The 26,027-nt window shown below is 59.3% G+C and carries 17 protein-coding genes and 3 pseudogenes; 16 read left to right on the top strand and 4 right to left on the bottom strand.

Annotation, left to right across the window (positions count from 1 at the left end; genetic code table 11):
- Positions 1–310: 310 nt before the first annotated feature.
- The 5 genes from IVB07_RS32470 to pimD all read left to right on the top strand — a co-directional run bounded on the left by IVB07_RS32470 (position 311) and on the right by pimD (position 6,847).
- A complete protein-coding gene (locus IVB07_RS32470; protein WP_247766832.1) occupies positions 311–1,528 on the top strand; it encodes an IS701 family transposase in 1,218 nt (405 codons plus the stop codon).
- 784 nt (positions 1,529–2,312) lie between these two features.
- The gene (locus IVB07_RS40820) at positions 2,313–2,792 is read left to right on the top strand and encodes a hypothetical protein (RefSeq protein WP_346659449.1); all 480 of its coding nucleotides are present in this window, start codon (positions 2,313–2,315) and stop codon (positions 2,790–2,792) included.
- A gap of 194 nt (positions 2,793–2,986) precedes the next feature.
- Complete coding sequence (locus IVB07_RS40815) at positions 2,987–3,352, top strand: enolase C-terminal domain-like protein (RefSeq protein ID WP_346659448.1); 366 nt, start codon at positions 2,987–2,989, stop codon at positions 3,350–3,352.
- Between the two features lie 1,098 nt (positions 3,353–4,450).
- A complete protein-coding gene (pimC, locus tag IVB07_RS32460) occupies positions 4,451–5,638 on the top strand; it encodes a pimeloyl-CoA dehydrogenase large subunit (RefSeq protein ID WP_247767175.1) in 1,188 nt (395 codons plus the stop codon).
- A 66-nt stretch (positions 5,639–5,704) separates the two neighbouring features.
- Positions 5,705–6,847 carry a pimeloyl-CoA dehydrogenase small subunit gene (pimD, locus tag IVB07_RS32455; protein WP_247767168.1) on the top strand — a complete coding sequence of 381 codons (1,143 nt, stop codon included), beginning with the start codon at positions 5,705–5,707 and terminating at the stop codon, positions 6,845–6,847.
- Positions 6,848–7,441: 594 nt separating this feature from the next.
- On the opposite strand, the gene IVB07_RS32445 is transcribed toward pimD, so the two are convergent.
- Together IVB07_RS32445 and IVB07_RS32440 are read right to left on the bottom strand one after the other, a co-directional pair.
- Positions 7,442–9,094 carry an MFS transporter gene (locus tag IVB07_RS32445; RefSeq protein WP_247767166.1) on the bottom strand — a complete coding sequence of 551 codons (1,653 nt, stop codon included), beginning with the start codon at positions 9,092–9,094 and terminating at the stop codon, positions 7,442–7,444.
- Positions 9,095–9,562: 468 nt separating this feature from the next.
- Positions 9,563–10,039: an Lrp/AsnC family transcriptional regulator gene (locus IVB07_RS32440; RefSeq protein WP_247767158.1), complete on the bottom strand. Its 477-nt coding sequence runs from the start codon at positions 10,037–10,039 to the stop codon at positions 9,563–9,565.
- Between the two features lie 130 nt (positions 10,040–10,169).
- Here IVB07_RS32440 and IVB07_RS32435 point away from each other — a divergent pair, with 130 nt between their 5' ends.
- From IVB07_RS32435 to IVB07_RS32400, 7 genes and pseudogenes are all read left to right on the top strand, one after another.
- Complete coding sequence (locus IVB07_RS32435; protein WP_247767151.1) at positions 10,170–11,705, top strand: NAD-dependent succinate-semialdehyde dehydrogenase; 1,536 nt, start codon at positions 10,170–10,172, stop codon at positions 11,703–11,705.
- A 10-nt stretch (positions 11,706–11,715) separates the two neighbouring features.
- Positions 11,716–13,113, top strand: a complete 1,398-nt coding sequence (locus IVB07_RS32430; protein ID WP_247767143.1) for an aminotransferase — start codon at positions 11,716–11,718, stop codon at positions 13,111–13,113.
- Positions 13,114–13,577: 464 nt separating this feature from the next.
- Positions 13,578–14,711, top strand: coding sequence for an ABC transporter substrate-binding protein (locus IVB07_RS32425; protein ID WP_247767139.1), 1,134 nt, complete (start codon positions 13,578–13,580; stop codon positions 14,709–14,711).
- On the top strand, positions 14,696–16,450 hold the full coding sequence (locus tag IVB07_RS32420) for an ABC transporter permease subunit (RefSeq protein ID WP_247767137.1): 1,755 nt from the start codon (positions 14,696–14,698) through the stop codon (positions 16,448–16,450). Before IVB07_RS32425 ends, IVB07_RS32420 begins: the two co-directional genes overlap by 16 nt.
- A gap of 62 nt (positions 16,451–16,512) precedes the next feature.
- The gene (locus tag IVB07_RS32415; RefSeq protein ID WP_247767135.1) at positions 16,513–17,604 is read left to right on the top strand and encodes an ABC transporter ATP-binding protein; all 1,092 of its coding nucleotides are present in this window, start codon (positions 16,513–16,515) and stop codon (positions 17,602–17,604) included.
- A gap of 182 nt (positions 17,605–17,786) precedes the next feature.
- A pseudogene (locus IVB07_RS40810) lies at positions 17,787–18,646 on the top strand (acetolactate synthase large subunit); the annotation flags it as partial.
- A 153-nt stretch (positions 18,647–18,799) separates the two neighbouring features.
- A pseudogene (locus IVB07_RS32400) lies at positions 18,800–19,988 on the top strand (IS701 family transposase); the annotation flags it as partial.
- A gap of 342 nt (positions 19,989–20,330) precedes the next feature.
- On the opposite strand, the gene IVB07_RS32395 reads toward IVB07_RS32400, so the two are convergent.
- Both IVB07_RS32395 and IVB07_RS40515 read right to left on the bottom strand, forming a co-directional pair.
- Positions 20,331–20,933: a plasmid pRiA4b ORF-3 family protein gene (locus IVB07_RS32395; RefSeq protein WP_247767828.1), complete on the bottom strand. Its 603-nt coding sequence runs from the start codon at positions 20,931–20,933 to the stop codon at positions 20,331–20,333.
- Between the two features lie 57 nt (positions 20,934–20,990).
- Positions 20,991–21,083 (bottom strand): annotated as a pseudogene (locus IVB07_RS40515) (hypothetical protein); the annotation flags it as partial.
- A gap of 211 nt (positions 21,084–21,294) precedes the next feature.
- On the opposite strand from IVB07_RS40515, the gene istA reads away from it, so the two are divergent.
- The 4 genes from istA (at position 21,295) to IVB07_RS32370 (ending at position 25,994) form a co-directional block, all read left to right on the top strand.
- Positions 21,295–22,779 (top strand): IS21 family transposase, encoded by a 1,485-nt coding sequence (gene istA, locus IVB07_RS32385; RefSeq protein WP_247766938.1) that lies wholly within the window; start codon positions 21,295–21,297, stop codon positions 22,777–22,779.
- Positions 22,776–23,588 (top strand): IS21-like element helper ATPase IstB, encoded by an 813-nt coding sequence (gene istB / locus IVB07_RS32380; protein ID WP_247766940.1) that lies wholly within the window; start codon positions 22,776–22,778, stop codon positions 23,586–23,588. The genes istA and istB overlap by 4 nt, the downstream gene beginning before the upstream one ends.
- A 337-nt stretch (positions 23,589–23,925) precedes the next feature.
- On the top strand, positions 23,926–24,585 hold the full coding sequence (locus IVB07_RS32375) for a site-specific integrase (protein ID WP_247767134.1): 660 nt from the start codon (positions 23,926–23,928) through the stop codon (positions 24,583–24,585).
- On the top strand, positions 24,585–25,994 hold the full coding sequence (locus IVB07_RS32370) for a tyrosine-type recombinase/integrase (protein ID WP_247767132.1): 1,410 nt from the start codon (positions 24,585–24,587) through the stop codon (positions 25,992–25,994). The genes IVB07_RS32375 and IVB07_RS32370 overlap by 1 nt, the downstream gene beginning before the upstream one ends.
- Positions 25,995–26,027 lie beyond the last annotated feature (33 nt).

The following is a 26,027-nucleotide window of genomic DNA, read 5'->3' as shown; positions in this document are numbered from 1 at the left end:
AAAATCACGAGATAGATTTTGGATGATAGGCGTCGACAAAAACCACGAGGTCGCGTTTTGCAGGTTGTTCGAGGGTATGAGCTTTCTCGTGCCAACTCTACAGATCATCTTGCAGAGGTGTTTAGCGCTGATCTGCTTCAGAAGGCACATTCGACTTTATATAGCACCAAGCGCGAAAGATGACCTTTACAGTAGCCTTCCATGTGGTTTGGCTGTGAACAGCATCTTCAAAGGTAAACCCCAAAAAATGATGGCAGGAGACTAGCATTACAGTTGCCCTTTCTGAGGATTTCTGAATCCATGGGCAACCATGATTCGAAGATCATGGACGCAGGCAGCGTCGATTGAAGAGACGCTTGCGCTGTGGGCGGCGTCGCTTCGTGAGATCAAGAAACGGATACGTCCGTTGTTCAATCAAGATCGTGTTGCGAGGAATGCAGGCTTGTTTCTGGAAGGTCTGCTCGGAGATGAGCAACGCAAGACTGGTTGGATGCGCGCGGAGGCAGCTGGCGATCCCGGTCCTTGGCGGCAACAGGCGATCCTGGGTCGCAGGGATTGGGATGCTGATGGTCTGCGCGATATCGTGCGCGATTATGTCATCGAGCATTTGGCGGATGACGATGCGGTGCTCGTGATCGACGAGACCGGCTTTCTCAAGCAAGGCAAGGCGTCTTGCGGGGTGGCGCGGCAATACACTGGTTCCGCCGGCAAGATCACGAACTGCCAGATCGGCGTCTTCGCCGCCTACGTGTCGCGCCACGGTCATGCGTTCATCGATCGCGCGCTGTATCTTCCGAAGGAATGGACCGACGATCCGGATCGTCTGGAAACCGCATATGTGCGTGCCGATGTCGGCTTTGCGACCAAACCAAAGCTTGCGACGAGCATGATCGCACGCGCGATAGCCACGTCTGTCCCATTCAAGTGGGTTGCGGGTGATACAGTCTACGGCGTTGGCGATATCGAACAGCAACTACGTCGCGCAGGCAAAGGCTATGTACTCGGGGTCAGCAGCGCTCATGTATTTCATTCCTGGGGCAAGCGGCGATCAGTCTCTGGCGCCGCCGCGGACATCGCCTCGACGCGGCGTTCGTCCGACTGGAAACGCCTGTCGGCAGGGGACGGAACCAAAGGACCACGGCTGCATGATTGGTGTTATCTCGAACTGGCCGATCTGGTCGGAGAATCAAACGACGAAAATCCTGGCGTTTGGACACGCGGTCTGCTGATCCGTCGTCGTATCGCCGATGGCGATCTCGCCTTCTTCACCACCTGGTGTCCAGCGGGAACATCCATCGAAACGCTGGTCGCGGTCGAAGGCCATCGGTGGGCGATCGAGGACAGCTTTGAAACCGCGAAAAACGAATTCGGGCTCGATCACAACGAGAGCAGATCCTGGCATGGCTGGCATCGCCACGTGTCTATGGTGATGCTCGCCTTCGCCATGATGGCGGTGATCCGACATCATGCCAATCCGCCGCCGCCAAAAAAAACCAAACGTCGAACCACAGCAAAAACCAAAGCATAGCCACGCCGTCGTTGATCCGATGGTCAATCCAGGAAGTCCGGCGCATCGCCGTCAGGCTCGCTCGAAAGCGGATCCAACCCGCGCACATCATCGCATGGTCACTCTGGCGCAGAGCTCACCAAGCGATCGCTCAGCGCGCGCATTTCAAAGCAAAAAGCCAACTGTAATGCTAGCATTGGACTGCTCTTTTCCCATGGCTTCGTATTTTGCGTTGTAGGATCGATGGCAGCCGGACCGGTCCTTGCGCAAATACGGACATGCGCATCAATGAAGGCGGCGATATCGGCTGAGGCTCTCAAAGCGTCCGGTACTATCTACCGCGGCGATGATTGTGTCCACGAGCACCGCGCGGCTCAACGGGGATCCCAACTCAGGCATCTAAGGACTTGCGGGTGTCCGGTGTGCACAGCGAGAGGCAGTGCTTCGCTGCTCCCCTGCCGCTGCCTGGACGACGGCCATTGCCCCACCGTGGTGAGTACCGGCGCTCTTCATGCATGAACGGTCGGTATTTTTGTCAAGTTGCTGACAGCTTAAAAGATCTGACCTTCAATACATCGATCATCGTTTCCTATGTGCGGGCATTGTCAAAGCAAAAGCTTAATGCGTTTAAAAGCCGCAGCACGGCCGGTATCTATTTAGAAGCGGCTGCTCTGAGTGAGGAGCGCAGCAGGACTGGAACAAGGCAAAGCCGATGAAGATTACGAGCGTTCGCACTCATATCCTTCAAGCCGCGCTGTCGGAGCCTCTTGCCTCCGCGCGTGGCTGGTACGATACGCGTACAGCGATGCTGGTCGAAATCGAGACCGACCAGGGTCTTGTTGGCTGGGGCGAATGCTACGGACCGGCGAGGATGACGGCCGCCGTGGTCGAGAGCGTCGCGCCATGGCTAGTTGGCGAAGATCCGCTGCGCACAGAGTATCTCTGGCAAATGATCTATGCGCGCCTGCGCGATCATGGCCAGAAGGGTGTCGTGATAGAGGGGTTGAGCGGTATCGATATCGCGCTTTGGGGCGTCAAGAGCAAGTATTTTAGCGTTCCCGTGCATCAGCTGCTCGGCGGCGCGCAGGGGAGTCACATCGTCGCCTACGCGACTGGCCTCCACCGACGCAAAGCTGAAGACCCGACCCGGTATCTAGCCGAGGAGGCAGCGCGCTACGTCGCGGAGGGATTCTCGGCGGTGAAGCTCAAGGTCGGCTTCGGTGTGGAGGAGGATGCGGCCGCGACACGCGTCGTGCGCGAGGCGGTAGGCCGGCTGTTTCGCTGATGGTGGATGCGAACCACGCCTTTGACAGCGTCGCAGCGATCCGTCTGGGCGCATGATCGAGAAACACGATATCGGCTGGTTTGAGGAGCCGGTACCGCAAGAGGATCTTGCCGGCCACCGCGCGGTAAAGGGGGGCGATTGCGATCCCGATCGCAGGCGGAGAATGTGAGTTCACCCGCTTCGGGTTCCGCAACGTGTTCGTCTCGCGCGCGCTCGATATAGCGCAGCCCGACATTTGCGCGGCCCGCGGTTTGACCGAATGCAAGAAGATCGCCGATATGGCAGAAGCGTTCGGCGTCCGTTACAATCCGCATGTTTGGGGCACCGGGATTGCAATTGCCGCGTCGCTGCATTTGCTCGCCGTTCTGCCGCCGCACACGCGGTCCTCGCCCATACCCGTGGCGCCGTTGCTGGAGTTCGACCGAACCGAAAACCCGCTCAGGCAGGCGATTTTCACCGAGCCCATCGAGCACACTCGCGGCATCGTCGCTGTGCCTAATGGGTCGGGATTGGGCATCGAGATCGATCGGAAGGCGCTGGCCCGATTTGCTAGGCGGTGATGCATCAGCCGCTGCGCGCGACCCCAGCATTGCTGATTGGCTCGAGTCTCGCGATCCCTGCCCCACATCTGATGTTTCGGGCAGACGGCGAGCGATGCTTCCGCCGTCCTTGCTCACGTTCACGGTCATGCCCGGTGTTGGATCAGCATTGATAAGCAAGCGGATCGAAGAACCGTTCGGCTGGATGATGATGTCGGTGGTCTGCTTAGGACAATCTATTGCGGCAGACTGCTCGTCGAACCGGCTGGCAGGTCGGCTATGGCAGCGTCAAGGACTGCGCGCGTCGGAAGGCGTCCTGGACTGTCCTCGCAAGGCCGTCGTGCCGAAAACGCCTCAACTGCGCGACCGCCAGCATTTCGGCACACCTGAGGCTTCTGCATCCGTCCGTTCTGATGACCACAGGGCTCGAGCGGCAGGCGAACGTTAGTCCACATCGATCCGCATCGAGCTGAGAGATAATGACGGCTAGCAAATTTGAATCCGTTAGCCGTGCGGCAATCGAAATAGCCGTCCACTCTCGATGGTTGTCCGATCTCTGACAGCGTACCATTTCTGTTCGGCTCAAAACGGAGGTCGTTTTTGCGAAGTACGAGCCATTCTCAAAACGAATCAGAGGTTTAAGCGCTCGAACGCGGCTGGCACGAGTGTTGCTACAGAGAGGTGGCAACCCTGAGAAGGGGCGGTTGAATGCATTTTGGAGCGCAGGATGAGCAATGCTTCGCTCCCGTAAACCAGGGTGCGGCATTCCTGACGGAGATAGAATGCGGGAATAGCTGAGGCAAGCGTTAACGCTCGCTTGATGGGGGCAAGACGCCCTTGGTGGGACAAATCGCGTTTTGCGACAAATTGAACAGCGGGAAGTTGAGCGTGGACATGGAACGCTTTCATCCAACAGGTTCGCAGAGGCCAGGAAGGAGAAGTTCTTGGTATCGCAACGCAAGGGCTCTAGGAACAGGCGAATGCTTTGCCCTTCGTCAGCCCCGCTGATCCTCTTCGCGTTCGGTTCTAATTCACGTCGAGGCCTCTTCCGATTGGCAATTTGGAGAGCGTTTCGTCATCGTAGCGCGTCCCGAATTAGTTCGGTCGCAGGAGTATCCGATGGATCTTGTATTCACCGAGGAGGAACAAGCCTTCCGGCAGGAAGTGCGGCAGTTTCTACGCGACAATGTATCGCCGCAGATGCGGCACAAGATGATCGAAGGTCGCCATGTGTCGAAGGAGGAAATGGTTACGTGGTGGCGCATCCTCAACAAGAAGGGGTGGAACGTAAGTTCCTGGCCGAAGGAATACGGTGGCACAGGCTGGAGCTCGCTCCAGCACTACATCTTCAGGGAGGAGCTGCAGATGTATCCCGCGCCGACGCCGCTCGCCTTTGGCGTCGGCATGGTCGGCCCGGTCATCTACACCTTCGGTAATGAGGCGCAGAAAAAGTACTACCTGCCGCGCATCGCAAACGTGGATGATTGGTGGTGCCAGGGCTTTTCGGAACCCGGCGCTGGCTCGGACCTCGCCTCGCTCACGACCAAGGCCGAACGCAGCGGCGACAAGTGGATTATCAATGGCCAAAAGACCTGGACCACGCTCGCGCAGCATGCCGACATGATCTTCTGCCTCTGCCGCACCGATCCCCGCGCCAAGAAGCAGATGGGCATCTCCTTCATCGTGTTCTGCTTGAATTCCAAGGGCGTGACGGTGCGTCCGATTCAGACCATCGATGGTGGCCATGAGGTCAACGAGGTCTTCTTCGATGACGTGGAGGTGCCCTACGAAAGCCTAATCGGCGAGGAGAACAAGGGCTGGGACTACGCAAAGTTCCTGCTCGGCAACGAGCGCACTGGCATTGCACGGGTCGGCGTCTCCAAGGAGCGCATCCGGCGCATCAAGGAGGTGGCTTCTGACGTCAAAAGCGGCGGCCGGCCTATGATCGAGGATTTCGCGTTCCGGGAGAAGCTGGCCATCTCCGAGATCGAGCTGAAGGCACTGGAGCTCACGCAACTACGCGTTGTCGCCGACGACGGCAAGCACGGCAATGGTAAGCCAAATCCAGCGTCTTCCATGCTTAAGATTAAGGGCACACAAAGCCAGCAGACTGCGACTGAACTCTTGATGGAGATGGTCGGGCCATTCGCTGCGCCCTACAACGAACATCACGAGTCTTCGTACGAAGCGATGGACTGGACCGCGCAGATCGCCCCGAGCTACTTCAACAACCGCAAAGTCTCGATCTACGGCGGCTCCGACGAAATTCAGCGCAACATCATTGCCAAGGCGGTGCTGGGACTCTAACTCTTCTTCCATCCCCGCAAATGGGGACCCCAAGAGTCCAGATCCGTCGCCAGGAGAAGCTGAGATATGGACTTCAATTTGTCCGAGGAGCAGCGGCTTCTCAAGGAAAGCGTCGATGGACTCTTGACCGATATCTACACTTTCGAGCAGCGCAAAAAATATTCGAAGGAGAAGGGCGGCTGGAGCAGATTGATCTGGAGCCGCTTTGCTGAGCAGGGTCTGCTCGGACTTCCCTTTGTCGAGGCCGATGGCGGGTTTGGTGGCGGCGGCGTGGAGACTATGATCGTGATGGAAGCGTTCGGCCGAGCGCTTGTGGTCGAGCCCTATCTCGCCACGGTTGTGATTGGCGGCGGCTTCATGCGCCGTGGCGGTTCGAACGCGCAGAAGGCAGCTCATCTGCCTGGGATCATCGACGGCAGCAAGACCTTCGGATTCGCGCAACTTGAAAAGAACTCTCGCTATGATCTGAACGACGTGACCACCTCCGCCAAGAAGAGCCGCGATGGATGGGTCATTGACGGCGAAAAATTTGTTGTGCTCAATGGCGAGACCGCCGACACGTTGATCGTCACCGTGCGCATCAAAGGCGCTCAACGCGATAGAGGCGGGATCGCGGTGCTTCTGGTGCCTGCCGACGCGAGAGGCATCTCCAAAAAGAGCTACCCGACCCAAGATGGGCTGCGCGCGGTCGACATCAGCTTCACAAGGGTCGAGGTGGGCAGCGCAGCGGCGATCGGCGATCCCGAAAATGCGCTGCCGCTTATCGAGCGGGTGGTTGACGACGCTCGCACCGCGCTTTGCGCGGAAGCGGTAGGCCTGATGGACGAATCGCTGAACACCACAGTCGATTATATTAAGACGCGAAAGCAGTTCGGGGTGCCAATCTGCTCGTTTCAGAGTCTGCAGCACCGCGCCGCCGACATGTTTGTGGCGCTCGAACAGGCGCGCTCCATGGCGATGTACGCCACCATGGCCTCGGATATCGATAATGCTGCCGAGCGTGCAAAAGCGGTTGCTGCGGCTAAAGTGCAGATCGGGAGGAGCGGAAAATTCATCGGCCAGCAGTCGATCCAGCTTCATGGTGGAATTGGCATGACCATGGCCGCTAAGGTCGGCCATTATTTTAAGCGGCTGACCATGATCGAGAACACGTTTGGGGATGCCGACTATCACCTTCGTCGGGTGAGTGAGACGGGCGCGTTGGTGTGATTGGTGGCACTTAGGAAGCTAGACGTTTAGTCCCGGCATTTGCTAGAGCGGGTTAAGTTTGAATCGTTTTTGCTGGGAAGTCCAGCAATTGCAGATGTAGTCGTAAAGTGTGAGACACCTTCAGTGTCTTCAGCCGCCGAGTGTAGTTGTTGGCGTTGATGAAGTCGGCAAGGTTTGCTTCGAGCTGATCGTGTCGGTCGTAATGATGGCCTTACGGTTGCTTCTTTGATCGTGCGTTCATACGTTTAACCTGGCCATTAGTCCAAGAAACAAATGCTTAAGTGACAAGTAGTGCTAAGCAACTTGGGGTCCATATTAATACCGATCGCTATTAGCCGAGCGTTCGTCGGGCCTGTATTTGCTAGAGCGCACCCAGATTCCTCTCGAACTTTTCAAGATCCTGCTAGGGCTAGTAGAAAGAGCATCACAATAGTTGGCGATTTCGCTCCGCGTTAAATCTGACTGACATATGTCCAGTGAGTATCTGGGGAAGTGGATGACGGGGGGAGCCAAGCGCAACGGCGTCATCGCAGCCGGGGGGTTGAATGCGGTGCAATGGAAGGGACGGTTAGTGCTTGCGGCGCCGACCGACAACTAGAGCTCACTCGCGGCGCGGTCGGGCACATCATCCTTCCAGCGTACCGATCCAAACGGGCGCTCCAGCATACGACGGATACGCACTGGCTCAGGCCCGATATGGAAAGCCGTTGCCTTCTCATCTAATGCACGTTCCGACTGGGTCCAGCGGTTGCGTTGGCGCAAATAATCGAGCCATGTCGGGCAGTGATAGCGCTCAGTCCACAGCTCGGGGTCGGCGATATCACGCGCAATTGACCAACCATAGGCCCCGTTGCGTTGCCGGTAGAGCTGCACATCCTGCATGAGGTTGCGGAAGGCTCGGGCATTCTCCAAGGCCACCCGATATTCGAGCTCAACCACCAGTGGGCCGCTCCGGTAGGTCAGCGGGAGCCGCACCTTAGGATCGGCAAGCATCTCGGCGCCCTCCCCGCGCTCGGTGATGGCCGGCATGCGCAGCCAGCGCCCAAGCAGTGGCAAGAGCAGCATCAGTCCGGCAGAGACGAGCAGCGTGTCGTCGACACCGACGGCATCGGCTAGGCGACCCCAGCCCCAACTGCCAACTGCGAGGCCCCCAGAGAACGCAGCCTGCCAAGCCGCAACGGAGCGGCCCGCAACCCAGCGCGGAGCGGAGAGCTGCACGCCAATATTGAACAGCGTCCACACGATGGTCCATACGGCACCCGCTAAAACCAGAGCTGCGGCTGTCAAGACCGAATTGTGACTGAGCGCGACCGCCGCGATAGCGCCGCTCATGGACAGTGTGCAGGCACGAACCGCAGCCTCGCCACTCATACGCCTGCGCATCTCGGCGATGTTGAGAGCTCCTACTACCGCGCCTAACCCGAACGCACCTAGCATGATGCCGTAAGTCTGAGCGCCGCCCTCCAACAGGTCGCGAGCGACCAGCGGCATTAGCGCTTGGAGCGCGCTGCCGACGACGCCGGTTATCATGGTGCGCGCTACCACAATCTTAATCGAAGGCGAATTGGCGATATAGCGCACGCCCGAAACAATGGCGCGGCTCAGGTGTTCGCGCGGTAGCCGCGACGGCTCCGCGATACGGTTCCAGAGGAACAACGCCACGATCAGTGGTAAATAGAGGAATGCGTTGATTGCGAAGGCCGCACCCGCGCCCGCGGTCGCAACAACAATTCCCCCGACCGCGGGCCCAAAGCTACGCGCGATGTTGTAGCTAATGCCATTGAGGGCAATCGCCGCCGGCAGCGTCTTTGGCGGAACCTGCTCGCTAACCGAGGAGCTCCAGGCCGGTCCCATCAACGCCATGCCGCCGCCGACTACAAAGCAAAGCACCAGGAGTAGATCCGGCGTGGTAAGCCCCGACCAATCGAGCGCAGTCAACGCTGTCGCGCCGCAGAGCGCAATAAAGAGCGCAACGAGCATCACAATTCGGCGGTCATACATGTCAGCGATGGCACCGGCCGGCACAGCGATCAACATCACAGGCAGCAACAAAGCCGTCTGCACCAGTGCAACTTTATCGGCTGACGATGTCATCTCTGTCATGGCCCAGGCCGCGCCGACGCCTTGGACAAGAATACCGAGGTTCGACAGCAGGCTCGCGATCCAAATCCGGCGGAAGGTGGGGTAACACAGCGGCGCCGCAATACCATCGACGCTAAAAATCTGAGGATCGGAAAGTTTCGTCATTTGGATCCACCGACCGTGCACCACGACCTGACTAACGTCAGTGTTTGTCGCGGAACGCTGAAGCCAAATCGGACGAGCGGTTCTGGCCCGCCCTCAAACATCTGAAATTCGCGTTTGTGTGCCCGGTTCGTTTGCGAATTTGCTGCTTCTACCACGACCTGCAAAAATGATATCCAGATCAAGGAGTGAATTTGTCGAGTTCTCTGACAGTTTTTTAGCATTGCTCCAGCAACGATCCGATCGGGGCGTCGCAGCCACAACGGCAGTTCGATTTGCTCTCAGGTGTCCGCGACGTCGCCTCACTTGGCCGCCATTCCGCCTGCTGGAGCAGCCATGCTCCTCTATCTCAGCGCGTATCAACATCCAAAGACACTACAAGGGCGCGGGTGCTTGTTTCTCGCGTTGTGCGAGGATGGGCGATGAAAAAACGCGCGAGGCCTCGAAACAACGACCGCAAAGATACGAAGATCAATCTTCGTCTGGAATCTCTACCGGAATCGCAAAACCAGCCTTTACGCGATCCATGACAACCATCGTCTTGAAGCCCTTGATGTCAGGGTTCTCATAGAAAAAACGCCGTGTGAATTGCTCATAATCTTCCATCGTCCGCGACGTAATATACAGAACGAAGTCGGCGTCCCCAGTGACGTAGAATCCGTTGACGACCTCAGCTGACGACTTAATCGCCTTCTTGAACCTGTCTATGATATCTGCGCGCTCGCGCTCGAGGCTTACGAGCACGAGCATCTGAATAGGCCTTCCTACCGCCTTTGCCGAAACAATCGAGACATCCGCCTCGATGATGCCGTCAGAGCGGAGCCTCTTCAATCGTCGTTGGCACGCAGTAGCAGAGAGTCCAGCAAGTTCGCCGATGATCTCAGATGTCAGGCGATTGTTCTTCTGCACGATCTCCAAGATACGGGCGTCAGTTCGGTCATATTGCATAAGTCGGGCTCCGGGTGAATTTCGCTGCAAAATGGTGAGGTCCTGCAGGAAACCGTCCAAGCGACGGTGAAAAGCGGCGCAAATCTGTCTCTGACATTAGTATCCTGATTGGCAGCAGAATTTCAACAAGATGACCGCCAAGGACTTCCAAATGGTGTTGCAAGCTGCCTGGCCCAAAAGTCCACCTCTGGTCGGGCTAGCTAAGGGGCATATCGACAATCTGCGCCGTCGGGATTTTATCACGGGGGCTGCTCTGATCGATGGTCGCTGGATCGAGGGCGACAAAAGAGATGTTGTCGTCGATCCAGCAACTGGCGAGGTGATCGCTGAAGTTGCTCGTTGCGGCGCAGCAGATATGAATGTTGCCATCGACGCAGCGCAGGGATCCTTTGCTCAATGGCGAGAGCTGCTTCCAGAGAGGCGCGGCGAAATTCTCAGGACTTGGGCATCGTTAATGTTCGCCCATTCGGAGGAGCTTGCGGTCCTCATAACTAGCGAGCAGGGCAAGCCGCTCGCGGAAGCGAGGTCCGAGATTGGATATGGTGCCGGATTTCTCCGGTGGTTTGCCGCAGAGGGAGAGCGCGCCTATGGGGAGACGATCCCGAGCCATAAGCCTGGAAGTCTGCTTCAGGTAAGAATGCAGCCGGTTGGTGTTGCTGCGGCAATCACTCCTTGGAATTTTCCCGTCGCTATGATTACGCGAAAGGCCGGCGCCGCGATGGCGGCTGGCTGCCCCGTCATCGTGAAGCCTGCGCCCGAGACGCCGCTCTCGGCTCTTGCCCTGGCGAGGTTGGCTGAAGAGGCTGGAGTTCCGCGTGGTGTGTTTCAAGTGCTTGTCGGCAATCCGATCGAACTTTCAGCACCCCTGTTGCGGGATGCGCGCGTGCGAGCCCTTTCGTTCACGGGGTCTACGGAAGTCGGTCGTTTGCTACTGGAGGGGGCCGCGCAGACTGTGAAGAAGGTGTCGCTCGAGCTCGGCGGGCACGCTCCCTTCATTGTCTTTGATGATGTCGATCTGGATAAGGCCGTTAAAGGCGCCGTGGCCGCAAAGTTTGCCACCTCGGGGCAGGACTGCTTGGCGGCTAATCGCATCTACGTACAGAGGGGCATCCATAGTGCCTTCGTCGAGAAATTTGCTGCGGCAATCACTCGGCTCAGAGTTGGCCATGGCCTGGAGGCTGCGACTGATATCGGGCCGATGACGAAGCTATCCGTGGCCGAAAAGTGCAGGGCTCAAATTGAGGATGCGGCGGCAAAAGGGGCGCGGGTTATTTCTAAGAAGCAAGACCAGGTCTTCGGCCAGAACTTCGTCTTTCCAGCGCTGCTGAGCGATGTCACTGACGACATGCTCATTTCGAGCGAGGAAACATTCGGTCCAGTCGCCGCGGTGCTTCCGTTCGATTCTGAAAAGGAGGTTCTGGACCGAGCCAATTTCAGTGAAATGGGTTTGGCCGCCTATGTTTACACCGACAGCTTGCGCCGAGCGCTGCGACTGTCTGAGAACATCGAGTACGGAATGGTCGGCATCAATACCGCCTCATTCACTGGGCCGCCAATTCCGTTTGGAGGTTGGAAGCAATCCGGGCTCGGTCGCGAAGGTTCGCGACATGGCATTCAGGAATACATGGAATTGAAATACGTCTGCTTCGGCGATCTGGTGGCTTAGGAGAAGTGGTATGAACGATATCAAGACGACCGCCGAAAAAGATCGTGCGACTGTTCTGCATCCTTTCACCCAACTTAAGGATTTCGCCACTGGCAAGATTGGTGATCCGACAATCGTCAGCGGGGGGAAGGGTATCCGCATCGAAGACGCGCAGGGCCATAGTTACATTGACGGCTTTGCTGGTCTTTACTGCGTCAACATTGGGTATGGCCGGACCGAAGTGGCTGAGGCGATTGCGCGGCAAGCCTACAAGTTGGCTTATTACCATACATATGCCGCCCACACGACGGATGAGCTGGCTAATCTATCGGATCGCCTCGTGCGAATGGCGCCAGGTAAGCCAAGCAAAGTCTTTTACGGGCTATCCGGCTCGGACGCCAACGAAACGCAAGCTAAGCTTGTTTGGTACTACAACAATCTACGCGGTCAGCCGAAGAAGAAGAAGATTGTCTCGCGCGATCGCGGTTACCATGGTTGTTCGGTTATTTCCGGTTCTATGACCGGCATGTCGTTCTACCATGATCACATGGATCTGCCCTTTCCAGCCATTTTGCACACAGGCGCGCCTCACCACTATTGGGGTGCCGAGCCAGGTGAGACGGAGGAGGCGTTCTCTCGTCGACGAGCAGCCGAACTAGAAGAGATGATCGTGCGTGAGGGACCGGAAACGATCGGCGCCTTTATTGCCGAGCCGGTGCTGGGTACAGGAGGGATCACGCCGCCGCCCGATGGTTACTGGCGTGAAATTCAAGCCGTGCTTAGGCGCTACGACGTTTTGTTGATTGCCGATGAAGTGATTTGTGGGTTCGGCCGAACTGGAGCTGATTTTGGCAGCACGCTATATGGCATGGAGCCCGACTTGGTGACGGTGGCAAAGGGACTGACATCCGGCTATATGCCACTCTCGGCCGCAATCGTCGGCGAGAGGGTCTACGCGGTGATGGAAGAAGCAGCCGATCGTGTCGGCGCATTCTCCCACGGATATACCTATTCCGGTCATCCGATTGCGGCTGCAGCTGCTAACGCGGTCCTCGATATTGTCGAGAAGGAGCGACTAAGTGAGCGAGCGAGAACTGTGGGTTTGCATTTTTTGAAGCGGCTGAAGGAACGGTTCGCCCAGCTTGAGATCGTCGGTGAGGTAAGGGGAGTGGGCCTGCTCGGTGCCGTTGAGTTTGTCGCCGATCGGCAGACTAAACGACGCTTTGATCCGCAGCTCAAGGTGGGCGCTCGCATCTCCAAGGCGGCGCGCGACAGGGGACTCATCGCGCGAGCAATGCCTCATGGCGACATTCTAGGTTTCGCTCCGCCTCTCGTCGTTTCCGAATCTGAGATAGATGAGATCGTCGAGATCGCCTATCGCGCGACGAAGCAAGTGATGGACGAACTTGCGAAGGAAGCGGCAATTTGAAACGTCGCTTCTTGTATTCCGATCGGAACCAACAGGCTTGTTCATTCGCACACCTTTACAAGTGTGTTGCAGCTGAAACGAGCTCAGCTGAGATCGCGTAGCAAGGTCCCCCTAGCGCTCGATAGCATTCGCGTGCAGGCAGGAAGCATCATGATGGGATCCTACCGGATCTTCCACTCTGTGGGTCGACCGTGCGGTGTTGCGGCCGGCCTCGCCGGATAAACCTGTCGGGAGGGGGCGGCGTCTCGGTTTCAAGAGCGAGCGTTGGGCGACGTACGGCCTGTGGTTGTAAGGCCGTCATATTGCAATAGCTGATAGTGGAATTGCGTAGAGGTGGCCCGCGATTTGCATCTTTTTCTTTGATGGTGGCAATTCTTTGCTGGATTTGCGCGCGGATGGCTAGCTAGACGTTCTAAATGGCGGCGGTAGCGGCGTAGTGCTGGGTTAGTTTGGGGAGGAGTGTCATGATCACAAGTGATAGGGCCGGCCGTTTTCATCGCGGCACGAGCCGGCGCTCATTTCTTGGAACGTCGGCGGCTTTACTGAGCGTGCCGTTCGTCGCTAAGGCTACCGCTGTCTGGCCGCAGGACAAGCTCGCCGGCAGTGGCGAAGTTGTCGTCTTCAGCTATGGCGGATCGTACACGCAAGCGGTGAGAAAATACGTTTATGAGCCTTTCACAAAGGCGACGGGCATTGCTGTGGTCGATGTGACCGCTGACATTGCCGAGCCCCAAGTGAGAGCAATGTCTCGCGCCGGGCGCATCGACTGGGATGTCGCCCTGATTGACGGGCAGAACTTCCCGACCATGCATGAGGCGGGGGTGTTTCAGCCCATCGACTACGGTTTGTGGGACGAAGAAGCGCTCAAGGGGGCGCCGCAGAGTGCTCGCCTCAGTGACGCAGTCGTTGCATTCCGTTCAACGACGTTGCTCGCTTATGACGAGCGTTCCTTTGCGAAGGGAGGACCGCAAAACTGGGCCGATTTCTGGAATGTCAAAGCCTTCCCAGGGCCGCTGGGCCTCAGTGCGGTCGCCAGGCATATGGTGTTGGCGCTCGCAGCTGACGGCGTGCCAAATTCGGATCGTTGGCCGTTGACCGATGACAAGGTCGAGAGGGCTCTCAAGAAGCTCTCGGAGATCAAGCCGAATGTCGCGAAGTGGTGGACGGCTGGAGGGGAGCCTGTTCAAGCGTTGATCAATCGGGAGTTCGTGATGACGAGCTGTTACGATGGTCGTGCGCTGTCGGCCATCCGTCAGGGGGCGCCTATTCGCATGGTGTGGAGCGGTGGCAATCTGGTCTATGTCTACTGGACGGTGCTCAAAGGCGGTCCTAACACCGCAAACGCACAAAAGCTGGTTGCATTCCTGAACCGGGCTCAGAACGCTGCGGAATTCACGCTGGGGACAAACTTGACTGGTCCCAATGTGAATCAGCTCGAGCATTTGCCGGCCGATCTTGTTCCGCTCCTCAGCATTACTGAGGAGAATGCATCCCAACTCGTGGCCCAGGATGATGCTTGGCTCGCCGCCAAGCGACCTGACGGCCAGACCAATGTAGATCATCTCCAGGAGCGCTGGCTGGCATGGCGGGCACAATGAGTTCTACCACAATCAAAGGCCGGGCGGAATCCTCGCGGCCTTGGCCCACGCCCTGGGCTTGGCTGCTGCTGCCTGGAAGCATCTTCCTCGTGGTGCTCTTTGTGGTGCCGCTCACAGGTCTTCTGTTGCTCGCCTTTGGGATGCCGAGCTGGACGGTGGCGAATTTCTCGCGCATCGCAGACACGCCCGTCTATCTGACCGTGATGCGCAACACGCTGGAGATCAGCGTGACCGTGACTGCGCTCGCCTTCGTGCTGAGCTATCCCATTGCCTACGCTCTGACGACGGGCGGAGTGGCGTTGCGCACCTTTTTGCTCATCGGGGTCGTGCTGCCTTATTTTACCAGCACTCTGGCGCGGACCTTCGCCTGGATCGTCCTTCTCGGACGTAATGGTGTCGTCAACCAGTTCTTGCTCGAGCTCGGCTGGGTATCTCAACCGGTGCCAATGCTCTATAATCGATTTGGTGTAATCCTCTGTATGACCCACATTGTCATGCCGATGATGATCCTGCCGATGTATACGGTCATGTCCAGCACTGACCCGAAGCTTCTGCGCGCCGCGAGGTCGAATGGAGCGAGCCCGATCGCTGCCTTCCTCACCATCTTTCTGCCGCTTAGCCTGCCTGGTTTGATTGCAGGGGTTCTGCTCGTCTTCATCTATTGTCTCGGCTTCTACATTACACCTGCGTTGATTGGTGGGCTGTCAGACGTCATGATTACCATGGCGATCAGCTCGCAGATCCTGGAACAACTCAATTGGAATTTCGGTGCTGCGCTTTCCGTGGTCCTCCTGGTCGCCGTCCTGAGCGTATTGTGGCTCGGCTCGCGCTTCTTCCCGATTGAGCAGCTCCTGGGATTCTCTGACGGCAAGGCCGGTTCGACCACCTCCCGCCGCCAAATGGGTGCCCAACTGTTGATGCGTATCGGCTCGGCAGCAAACACGCTCGACCGCTGGCTTCCTTCGACGGGAGGGCGAGGTGTCCCGATTCTGGCAAGCTTTCTGGCCGTGCTTCTCCTGCTGCCAGTCGTGATCGTCGCATACTTGTCGTTCAGCGCTTCGTCGTACTTCGTCTTCCCGTTGCCAGGCTACTCGCTGCGCAACTACGAGGCCTATCTTTTCGACACGCTTTGGTTGCGCGCGACCTTCACCAGCATCCGCATTGCGCTGATGGCGGCGGGCATGGCCACTGCGCTCGGCGGTATGCTTGCCTTCGGGTTATCGCGCGGTGGGATGCCTGGTCGCGGAGCTATGATTGGGCTCGTGCTCTCGCCGATTATCATGCCTACAGTTATCGTAGCCGTCGCGACCTATTTCTTGCTCGCGCGGCTCGGGCTGCAGGGCACCGAGTTTGGTCTGGCGCTTGGCCACGCGGTCCACGCCATTCCTTACGTGGTGGTGATTGTGGTTGCCAATCTGCGCGACCTTAGCACGACCTATGAGCGTGCGGCCCGGAGCCTTGGCGCCGGGCCGCTGGCCACCTTTCGCACGATCGTCGCGCCGCTCGTTATGCCCGCCCTCATCGTCGCTAGCTTCTTTGCGTTCCTGACCTCGTTCGACGATGTTGTCTATGTGCTGTTTCTTGGCATCGGAAAGATCACGACTTTGCCAATGCGCATGTGGGAAGGCATCCGGCAGGACATCAATCCCACTATTGCTGCGGTAGCCACGCTGCAGATGCTGGTTGCTACAATTGTTATTATCGTGGGTACCGTGCTGAGAAGGCAAAAACAGACCTGACGGCCCTGACTGGGGGCGCAGTTCAGACCAAAACAAATGACGAGTTTACCTAGGGAGCTGAAATGTTGATGAAAGCGACGGTGAGCGGCACTGATGTGAAAACCGGAGGCATCACGCTGCATAACCTGCAGAAGCGTTACGGTAGCGCGATGGCCGTTGACGATGTCAGTCTTTCCGTATCGCCCGGAGAGTTCATCTCCCTGCTGGGTCCGAGCGGATCGGGAAAGACAACAACTCTGATGATGATCGCAGGTTTCGAGATGCCTAACAGCGGTCAGGTTCTGCTCGACGACAAGGACATCACGCGCCTGCCGCCTCACCGCCGCGAACTCGGCGTGATCTTCCAAAACTACGCATTGTTCCCGCACATGACGGTCGCCGAAAACGTTGCGTATCCGCTTCGCATGCGGCGTATGGCAAGGGTGGACATCGAAACGCGGGTACGCCGCATCCTCGATCAGGTGCATCTCGGTGCCTTGGACTCGCGCTACCCCCACCAAATGTCCGGCGGTCAGCAGCAGCGAGTGGCGATCGCGCGGGCCCTGGTCTTCGATCCGCCCGTTCTTCTCCTTGATGAGCCCTTGGGCGCGCTGGACAAGAAGCTGCGCGAGCATCTGAGGAACGAGATCAGGACCCTGCACAAGGAAGTCGGCAAGACGATGATCTACGTCACGCACGACCAGGATGAGGCGCTTGCCATGTCCGACCGTGTCGCCGTGATGCACGAGGGGCGGATCCGCCAAGTCTCGGCGCCGAAGGATATTTATCGCAAGCCTACCGACTTGTTCGTGGCGGGTTTCGTCGGTGAGGTCAATCTGATACCCGTCAAGCTCAAATCTGGCACCGTACATGGGCCTGCGGGCGAAACCCTGCCGGCTCCGCAGTGGCAGGATGCGGACAGGGGGGCGACGCTGTGCGTGCGACCCGAACATCTGCATCTCGAAACGAGCGCCGCCGGTTCATCCGGCGGAATTCAGGGGCGCATCAGCGGCATGACGTTCGTTGGCGATGCCACGGTCTTGGAATTCCGCAGCGAAACGGGATTGCAGCTGTCATCGAAGGTGCTGAACGTATCGGCCAAAACAATGCCGGAGGTCGGCGATCCCTGCGTCGCCTCTTGGGCTGCGAACGACGCAACAATCCTGACAGAATAGCTTGACCGATTAGCCGCATCGAACTCTGGTCCTGGTTTGAAATCTACTAGCGTCCGCCTCGCAGTTGAGATGAACGTAAGCGCTGGGCGTTCGCCGTCCATCTCTTTTTTATCGCTCTGCCCGAAGACTAATAACGTGTTTCCGAGGCGGGATGCGATCTAAGCAAGGCGAGCAACTTATCGATGAACGGCGCTGAAAGTCTGATTCGTACACTGGTTGCTGGAGGAGTGGACACCTGCTTTGCAAATCCAAGCACGTCCGAGATGCACTTTGTAGCGGCCCTCGACCGCGTCGATGGTATGCGCTGCGTGCTTGTGCTGTTCGAGGGAATTGCTATTGGCGCTGCGGACGGTTGTGCGCGCATGTCCGAAAGGCCGGCCGCAACGCTGCTACACGTGGGCCCGGGCTTGGCGAATGGCCTCGCCAATTTGCACAACGCCACCAAGGCGTCCGGCCCAATCATCAATATCGTGGGAGATCACGCAGCCTACCACCGTAACTACGATGCACCGCTCACGTCAGATATTGAAGGTGCAGCGAAGCCGTTTTCTGGCTGGGTCCGTACCTCCCCGATCGCAATGCGTGTTGCGGCTGATGGCGCTGCGGCCATCGCAGCGGCGCGCAGCCCACCCGGTCAGGTGGCAACCTCATTCTTCCGGCTGATACCGCCTGAAACGAAGGCGGCGGTCCCGCTGCTGTGGGCGAAGCACCCAAAAGAGCGCGGGTTTCGCAGGATTGCATCAAGGATGCTGCCAGGGCATTCCGGTCGGGTATGCCAGCGATGGTGCTGCTGGGGGAACTCGCGCTGCGACAACGCGGCCTTAGTCTGGCAGGGCGAATGTGTGCCAACACAGGCGCGAAGATCATGGCACAAACATTTGTTGGCCGCATTGAGCGTGGCGCTGGTCGCGTTGCGGTCGATCGCCTTCCGTTCCCGGTCGACGAAGCCCGTGCGACACTTGCGGGACTCAAACATATCGTCCTGGTTGGTAGCCGCATCCCGGTGGCCTTCTTTGCCTATCCCGACAAGCCAAGCTTGATGGCGTCTGAGGATACGGATTTCTTGACGCTTGCACGTAGCGAAGACGACGCACCGGACGCGCTTGAGCGGCTTGCGGACGAGTTGGATGCTCAATCCGCACCGAGCTAGCATTACAGTTGCTTTTGTTGCGGGCTTCTGAATCCATGGGCAACCATGATTCGAATGTCGTGGGCGCGGGCCGCGTCGGTTGAGGAGACGCTTGCGTTGTGGGCGGCGTCGCTTCGAGAGATCAAGCAACGGATACGTCCGTTTGTTCACGCAAGAGCGTGTTGCGACGAATGCAGGTCTGTTCCTGGAAGGTCTGCTCGGAGATGAGCAGCGCAAGACCGGTAGGATGCGCGCGGAGGCGGCTGGCGATCCCGGCCCATGGCGGCAGCAGGCGATTCTGGGTCGTGGAGATTGGGACGCGGATGCCCTGCGCGATATCGTGCACGACTATGTCATCGAGCATTTGGCGGATGACGATGCGGTGCTGGTGATCGACGAGACCGGCTTTCTCAAGCAGGGTAAGGCCTCGTGCGGAGTGGCGTGGCAATACACTGGTTCGGCAGGGAAGATCACGAACTGCCAGATCGGCGTCTTCGCTGCCTACGTTTCGCGTCATGGCCATGCGTTCATCGATCGCGCGTTGTATCTTCCGAAGGAATGGACCGATGATCCAGATCGTCTGGAAGCCACATATGTGCCTGCCGATGTCGGCTTTGCGACCAAACCAAAGCTTGCGACGAGAATGATCGCACGCGTGATAGCCGCGTCTGTACCATTCAAGTGGGTTGCCGGTGATACCGTCTACGGTGTTGGCAACATCGAACAGCAACTACGTCGGGCAGGCAAAGGCTACGTGCTTGGGGTCAGCAGCGCTCATGTGTTTCGATCCTGGGGCAAGCGACCGCCGGTCGCCGATACGGCTGCAGACCTCGCCCGGACGCGGCGCTCATCCGACTGGAAGCGCCTGTCGGCGGGAGCCGGAACCAAAGGACCGCGGCTGCACGATTGGTGTTATCTCGAATTGGCCGATCTCGAGGCCGAGCAGTTCAACAGCGCAAATGGTGGTTTATGGACGCGCGGTCTACTAATCCGTCGTCGCATCGCCGATGATGACCTCGCCTTCTTCACCACCTGGTGCCCAGCGGGAACAGCCATTGAAACGCTGGTCGCGGTCGAAGGCCATCGATGGGCGATCGAGGACAGCTTTGAAACCGCGAAAAACGAGTTCGGGCTCGATCACGACGAGAGCAGATCCTGGCATGGTTGGCACCGTCATGTGTCCTTGATGATGCTCGCCTTCGCCACGATGGCCGCGATCCGACATCGCGCTAATCCGCCATCGCCCAAAAAAACGAAATGGCGCGTCCGGCAAAACCCAAAGCATAACCACGCCGCCACTGATCCGCTGGTCCCAATCCAGGAAATCCGCCGCATTGCTATGACTTGCGCGGACGCGGATTCAACCCGCACACATCATCGCATGTTCTGGCGCAGAGCTCACCAGGCTGCCGCTCAACGCGCCCACTTCAAACCAAAAAAGCAACTGTAATGCTAGGCCGCGAAGCTGGCGCCGCGATCAGTATCGCTCGCTCGATCGGTTGCGCTGTTGGCCGAGATTCGCGAAACCCAGGACGAACTCGGCAATCGCGTCGATCGTAAGCGTAGCTCAGCGGCCCTTTTTATTGACGCTTGACGTCTATTTTGATCGCGTCGTGTACCGACGCGGCTTCCACATTTCCGGTAATGCGCTGACGGCGGCCTCGAGCGCAGCCCGATCGATGACGTTGGGATCGAACCGGTCTGGGCCCCAGGTACGCATATGTTCATGCTCTGGATGGGCAGGATCGCCAATGGTTTCGAGGTAGTCGGCATAGCCGGGCGGCCCGCCAACATCTTCCGGAGGGCAGCGGCCGACGGCAACGAGCAAGAGGGGAAGATCGTCCGTCGACGTGTTCTCGAACCATTTTTCGAATTTGATCACATGATCCCAACTGTCGCCGAAGTCATAGATATAATGGATCGTCTTGGCGCCGGTCTCGTGAACGATATCGGAGAGGCGCGCCTTGCGGGCATCGATGGGCAGGTGGCCAAAATCGTTATCGGGATCAGGAATGCCCCAATGCCCTTCGCCAGCGAGGAACTCGAAGAGGTGGCTATCCGTCCAGCCAAAGGCCGCCTGAAGCGTCAGATGCAACCGATCAAGACGCAGGGTGATGGGTACGACGAGGCACCGCATCACCGCCGGTTTCACGTCCTTGAGGGTCACCTTGATCCGGACAGCGGTCGTGTTGAGGCTCATACTGCCAGCCCCCGGATCGTGAGCATGCATCGTGTAAGTCGATGCCCAGGGGAGCAGCTCATTCAGTCGTGCCGCAGGCCAACCATTGACGAGCTTCGCGAGGACGTCAGTAAGCCAGTGCTCGGCACTGACGCCATTGCGGCGCGGCAATCAGGATGGAAGTGCAGCGTCAATCAGGATGAGAGAGCTTCGCCGGGCTCGTGACGCAGGGAGGGCGTAGCCCGACCGGAGTTACGAGCCCGGCGACGGCGCGATCCGAGCGGACCGCGCCGTCTGGTGATCGCGGCTGGCCGGTGATGGATGGTTCTTCTCGCCAAAGAGGAATCACCCGTTGCCAGGCTGCCATGTCACCGATCACCAGATGAGGCTCTACATGAAGTTCCGTCAAACCAATTCGCCGCCAGAGGCGGCCGCGAAGGCGTCGTTCAGTTCGTCGACCGCTTATCGGCTCGAGAAGGATCTGCGCCTTCCGTCGCAAAAGAAGACACCGCGGCAAAGGCGGCGGCCGGATCCCTTGGCCAACGTCTTCGGCCTGGAGGTCGTGCCGATGCTGAAGGCGGCTCCCGGCGTGCGGCCCGTGGCCATCTTCGAGGAGATGCTCCGACGCCATCCTGAGCTGGGGGCTGGAATCCGCCGCACGCTCGAGCGCCGGATCCGCGCCTGGCGGGCGATCCACGGCGAGGAGCAGGAGGTCATCTTCCGCCAGACCCACGAAGTGGGCCAGGTCGGCCTGTCCGACTTCACCGATATGGGCGAGCTTGGGGTCGCCATCGCTGGCGTGCCGCTCGATCATCGCCTGTATCACTTCCGGTTGGCCTATTGCGGGTTTGAACACGCCCATGTCGTGCTCGGTGGCGAGAGCTTCGTCGCATTGGCCGAAGGGCTGCAGAATGCCCTGTGGTCGCTCGGTGGGGCACCGCGGGAGCATCGGGCCGACAGCCTGTCGGCCGCCTTCTGCAATCTCGATCGCAATGCGAGGGACGATCTGACCAGGCGGTACGAGGACCTCTGCGCCCACTACGGCATGCGGCCTTCCCGCAACAATCGCGGCATCGCCCACGAGAACGGGGCGATCGAAAGCTCGCATGGCCATCTCAAGCGCACGATCGCCGATGCGCTGCTGTTGCGCGGCACTGCCGACTTCGATGATCTCGCCGCCTATCGCGGCTTCATCGACGAGATCGTCAGCCGCCGTAATGCCCGCAACTCCAAGCGGATCGACCACGAGCGCGCCACCCTGCAGGCGTTGCCAGATCGCCGCACCTCGGACTACGAGGAGGTGATTGTCCGCGTGACGTCAAGCGGCGGCTTCACCTTGCGCAAGGTGTTCTACACCGTGCCGTCGCGTTTGATCGGGCACCAACTGCGGGTGCGCCTTTACGACGATCGTCTCGACGTGTTCGTCGGCGGCACCCATCTCGTCACCCTGCCGCGTGGGCGGCCGCATTCCAACGGCAAGCACGACCAGGTCGTCGATTATCGGCACGTGATCCATTCCTTGCGGCGCAAGCCAATGGCGCTGCTCAATCTCGTCTACCGTGATCGGCTGTTCCCGCGCGATGCCTATCGCCGAACCTTCGATTGCTTGCGCGAACGGCTGCCGGACAGGAAAGCCTGCCGGATCATGGTCGATCTGCTCGCACTGGCCCATGAGCGCGGCTGCGAGGCCGAACTCGCCGATCAGCTCGCGACCGAGCTTGATGCCGGCCGACTGCCCGACCTCAACCGGCTGCGCGCTTACTTCTCTCCCGATCCGGCCTGCGTGCCGCACGTCGTGGTGCAGCTCGCACCGCTCGCCACCTATGAGTGCCTCATCGGTGCCGGCGAGATCGGAGGTGCCGCATGAGCACGGCCAACACCATTGACACCGCGCGCCTCAATCTATTGCTCAACGAGTTGCGGCTGCCAGCCAACAAGGTGCTGTGGCCGCAATTTGCCGAGCAGTCCGACAAGGAAGGCTGGCCGGCGGCCCGCTTCCTCGCCACCATTGCCGAGCACGAGATCGCCGAACGCGGCCGCCGCCGCGTCGAGCGCCATCTCGTCGAGGCGCGGCTGCCCGCTGGAAAGACCTTCGACAACTTCGACTTCGAGGCTGTGCCGATGATCTCCAAGGCACAGGTGACCGCGCTCGCCGCCGGCGATGGTTGGCTCGGCAAGGGCGCCAATCTGCTGCTGTTCGGCCCGCCCGGCGGCGGCAAGAGTCACTTGGCGGCAGCCATCGGCCTGGCCCTTATCGAGAACGGATGGCGCGTCCTCTTCACCCGCACCACCGATCTCGTCCAGAAGCTCCAGGTGGCGCGGCGCGAGCTCAATCTCGAGGCCGCCATTAACCGCCTCGACCGCTTCGACCTCCTGATCTGCGATGATCTTGCCTACGTCACCAAGGACCAGGCCGAGACCAGCGTGCTGTTCGAGCTCATCAGCGCTCGCTACGAGCGGCGTTCCATGCTGATCACCGCCAATCAGCCCTTTGGAGAGTGGAACAGGGTCTTCCCGGATCCTGCTATGACGCTCGCCGCCATCGATCGCCTCGTTCACCACGCCACCATCGTCGAGATGAACGTCGAAAGCTATCGCAGGCGCACCGCGCTCGAGCGGAAGCGTGGTCCAGGGCGACCATCCTCGCACGCGACACCAAAAACACTCGCTGATTGACGCTCCGCGACAATCAGAGCGAACAAAACTCTTGCGCGCGACAATCATCGCGGCAATCATCACCTCGCCGCGACACCGACTCGCCATCCTGATTGTCGCGCGCTTCCCATCCAGATTGTCGCGCTATACGCCATTGAGCTTGCACGTTTATGCCGCCCGCCGAACTATGCCGAGTTGGGTCGTTTTCCCCAGATTCCTCGCTGACCAGCGTTTGATCGGTTCGGCATAGTTCGTTCTGTGCCTCCGCTTTCAACAGCGGAGAACAGGAAGATGGAAAGAAGAGTACCTGGGCAGAAGCCGGCTGTACCGGCGTATGAGAGGGCCGCATGGACAGCTCGTGGAGCGCTACGCCGCTCGTCTCGTCGAGGAGAGGCTCGTTCGGCACGGCACGTCGCGTTGCCTCAACGTGGTTGGCGGGCTCCTGAGTTGGATCGCGGGCCGTCGCTACAAGCTGGTCGATCTCGATGAGCAGCTCGTTGAGCGGTACCTCCGACATCGACGCAGGAGGCAGTCTATCCAACCCGGTGACCGAGCTGCGCTCAAGCGATGGCTGTCGGTGCTGCGCGAGGAAGGCGCGATCGCGCCGTTGGTGCTACCGCCTCTCACCCCGCACGAACGGATCTTCAAGGAGTTCGATGCCTACCTGCGATCAGAGCGCGGCTTGGCCCCGAGGTCCATCGTCCGCCATCTCCCAGTCATCCGCAGGTTCCTGCACGAGGTGTGCTCCGGCGGCGCCGGCGCCCTGTGCAAGATCAGTCAAGAGGACGTGATCCGCTACATTGAGCGCCACGCCCGGGATTGGAGCCCGAAAACAGGCAAGGCGATGTGCTGGTCGTTGCGCGCCTTTCTCCGTTACCGCCACCATCGGGGGCTGAACGCGCGCCCGTTGGCGGATTGCGTTCTATCAATGCGCCGATGGAAGCTCGCAACTCTGCCGACTTATCTGTCTGCCGCTCAGGTGCGGAAGGCTCTCGACGGATGCGACCGAGGACAGTGATGGGGCGGCGCGACTGCGCCATTCTGTTGTTGCCGGCCAAGCTCGGCCTGCGGGCCGACGAGGTTGCGACGCTCACGCTCGACGATGTCGACTGGCGCGCCAGCGAGATACTCGTTCGCGCCAAGGGCCGCCAGCGTGCACGGATGCCGATACCGCCAGACGTTGGTGCGGCCATCGTTGCATATCTGCGCAATGGCCGCCCAAAGTCGTCGTGCCGACGTCTGTTCGTCCGCACACTCGCGCCACACGTCGGCTTTGCTTCCGGATGCGCGATCACCATGATCGCCAAGGCCGCTCTCGATCGCGTTGGAATCGAAGGTTGCGCCCACCGCGGCGCCCATATCTTCCGACACAGTCTCGCTACCGAGCTTCTCCGATCTGGCGCGACCTTGTCGGAGATCGGACAGTTGGTACGCACGAGAACCACGATGTCGACATCGATGCGCTCAGACATTGAGCCTGCCCTGGCCGGGAGGCGTGCAATGACCGATCTGCGCTCCGCACTCGATAAGTACCTGAGCATGCGCAAGGGGTTGGGATACAAGTACGAGCACCAGACCCGTCGGCTCGCCGACTTCGTCACTTTCATGGAGAAGCGCAAGGCCAGGATCATCACGACGAAGCTGGCAATGGAATGGGCAACGCTGCCGCCCGATCGTCATGCATCCTGGTGCGCTGCGATTGAGCGACGTGCGTGGGTTCGCGCGCCATTTCGCCAACTTCGATCCGAGAACGGAGGTGGTCGCCCGTGGGCATGCTGCCCGGATGGAAGCGCGGATGTCTACAGCGACGCGGAGATCGATGCGTTGCTGACGGCAGCGCTGGCTCTGCCGCCAGCGGACGGGCTGCGCCAACGGACTTACCATACCTTGTTCGGGCTGATCGCGGTGACAGGCATGCGTATATCCGAGGCGATGGGCCTGGAGCGTGATGACGTCGACCTCGACGCCGGCGTGCTGACGGTCCGGCTGACCAAGTTCGGCAAGTCGCGGCTCGTGCCATTGTATCCGACGACGAGAACCGCGCTGGGCGACTACGCCCACCGGCGCGATGCGCTGCTCGGATCACGCTGCGGCTCGACCCTCTTCGTTGCCGAACAGGGAGGCCGATTGCTGCACCAGTACGTTCATCGCGTCTTCTGGCGATTGTCCAGAGAGATCGGGCTGCGGCGCCCAGGTGATCGTACCGGGCCACGCGTGCACGACTTCCGTCATCGCTTCGCCATCCGGACGCTGCTCGACTGGTATCGCGAAGGCAAGGACGTCGAGCAACAACTCCCAGTGCTCTCCACTTACCTCGGCCACGCCTGCGGGCGCGATACCTACTGGTATCTCTCGGCCTGCCCCGAGTTGATGGAAGAAGCGGCGCGGCGTCTCGATTGGCGATGGGAGGTGACGCCATGCCGATAGCGTCCGGTCCCTGCTGGGAAAGCATGCTCGTGT

This window comes from Bradyrhizobium sp. 172 (assembly GCF_023101065.1).
Lineage (GTDB): Bacteria > Pseudomonadota > Alphaproteobacteria > Rhizobiales > Xanthobacteraceae > Bradyrhizobium > Bradyrhizobium canariense_D.
The sequence above is the reverse complement of the archived record's forward strand: the minus strand, read 5'-3'. Positions and strand labels throughout refer to the sequence as shown.

Coding starts and splice junctions, on each gene's coding strand:
- IVB07_RS32470 (WP_247766832.1), top strand. CDS start 311: ATGATTCGAAGATCATGGACGCAGGCAGCGTCGATTGAAGAGACGCTT.
- IVB07_RS40820 (WP_346659449.1), top strand. CDS start 2,313: ATGCTGGTCGAAATCGAGACCGACCAGGGTCTTGTTGGCTGGGGCGAA.
- pimC (WP_247767175.1), top strand. CDS start 4,451: ATGGATCTTGTATTCACCGAGGAGGAACAAGCCTTCCGGCAGGAAGTG.
- pimD (WP_247767168.1), top strand. CDS start 5,705: ATGGACTTCAATTTGTCCGAGGAGCAGCGGCTTCTCAAGGAAAGCGTC.
- IVB07_RS32445 (WP_247767166.1), bottom strand. CDS start 9,094: ATGACGAAACTTTCCGATCCTCAGATTTTTAGCGTCGATGGTATTGCG.
- IVB07_RS32440 (WP_247767158.1), bottom strand. CDS start 10,039: ATGCAATATGACCGAACTGACGCCCGTATCTTGGAGATCGTGCAGAAG.
- IVB07_RS32435 (WP_247767151.1), top strand. CDS start 10,170: ATGACCGCCAAGGACTTCCAAATGGTGTTGCAAGCTGCCTGGCCCAAA.
- IVB07_RS32430 (WP_247767143.1), top strand. CDS start 11,716: ATGAACGATATCAAGACGACCGCCGAAAAAGATCGTGCGACTGTTCTG.
- IVB07_RS32425 (WP_247767139.1), top strand. CDS start 13,578: ATGATCACAAGTGATAGGGCCGGCCGTTTTCATCGCGGCACGAGCCGG.
- IVB07_RS32420 (WP_247767137.1), top strand. CDS start 14,696: ATGGCGGGCACAATGAGTTCTACCACAATCAAAGGCCGGGCGGAATCC.
- IVB07_RS32415 (WP_247767135.1), top strand. CDS start 16,513: ATGTTGATGAAAGCGACGGTGAGCGGCACTGATGTGAAAACCGGAGGC.
- IVB07_RS32395 (WP_247767828.1), bottom strand. CDS start 20,933: ATGAGCCTCAACACGACCGCTGTCCGGATCAAGGTGACCCTCAAGGAC.
- istA (WP_247766938.1), top strand. CDS start 21,295: ATGAGGCTCTACATGAAGTTCCGTCAAACCAATTCGCCGCCAGAGGCG.
- istB (WP_247766940.1), top strand. CDS start 22,776: ATGAGCACGGCCAACACCATTGACACCGCGCGCCTCAATCTATTGCTC.
- IVB07_RS32370 (WP_247767132.1), top strand. CDS start 24,585: ATGGGGCGGCGCGACTGCGCCATTCTGTTGTTGCCGGCCAAGCTCGGC.